The following is a 666-nucleotide window of genomic DNA, read 5'->3' on the forward strand; positions in this document are numbered from 1 at the left end:
AGTAAGGACTATCCCCATGAAGCATAAAATCAAGTTGTAGGTCTAAATCATACCACTTCTTATTTTTGATATGTGCATAATTCAATAAAGCTGTATGACGTGTTGAACCATCTGCAGTATCCGTCCATTGACCTAAACCCAAACCTCTATGAAGAATATTAGGATAAGCACCACTATAAATGGCTGGACCTCCAATTGCTAACCATGCTTCATCATCCCATGAGGAATCGGTAGCTCCAATAGGAGGGGATAAATAATCTCCTTCTGCTCGTTTTGGATTAATAGAAGACTCTACTGACCAATTTCCTAAAATTGCTGCAATTGCTTGGGGACTTGCCCCTTGAGATTTCAAAAACTCATAGATATGTTTTGCTCGTTCAAACTCATCCCCACCAAACTGACCAATAGCTGGTAAGATAGTAGTCTGAAGTTGAATGACTTTTGGGAAATAAAATTGAGGATTGACATACACCAATTTTTCTTCCTTGTTCTTATACTTTTGATAGGAAACTTTCAAACCTGTATCATCTGGTGTTTCACCAATAACATCACCCGTTAGAACTCTTGTCCCCTCAATCGCACGGCCATTATGAATGGAATATAAGATTAAGCGACTCTCATTCTCTCCTTTTCCGTTAGTGAGAATAACATTATCACCGTCAAGAG

The 666-nt window shown here is 38.6% G+C and carries 1 protein-coding gene; it reads right to left on the reverse strand.

All coding sequences use genetic code 11. The features are described from left to right. Positions 1-666: phage tail tip lysozyme (locus CBI42_RS11030; RefSeq protein WP_256963810.1), on the reverse strand; the 666-nt coding region annotated here is incomplete at both ends.

The sequence above is a fragment of the Streptococcus sp. KR genome (assembly GCF_002238115.1).
In the GTDB taxonomy this organism is placed as follows: domain Bacteria; phylum Bacillota; class Bacilli; order Lactobacillales; family Streptococcaceae; genus Streptococcus.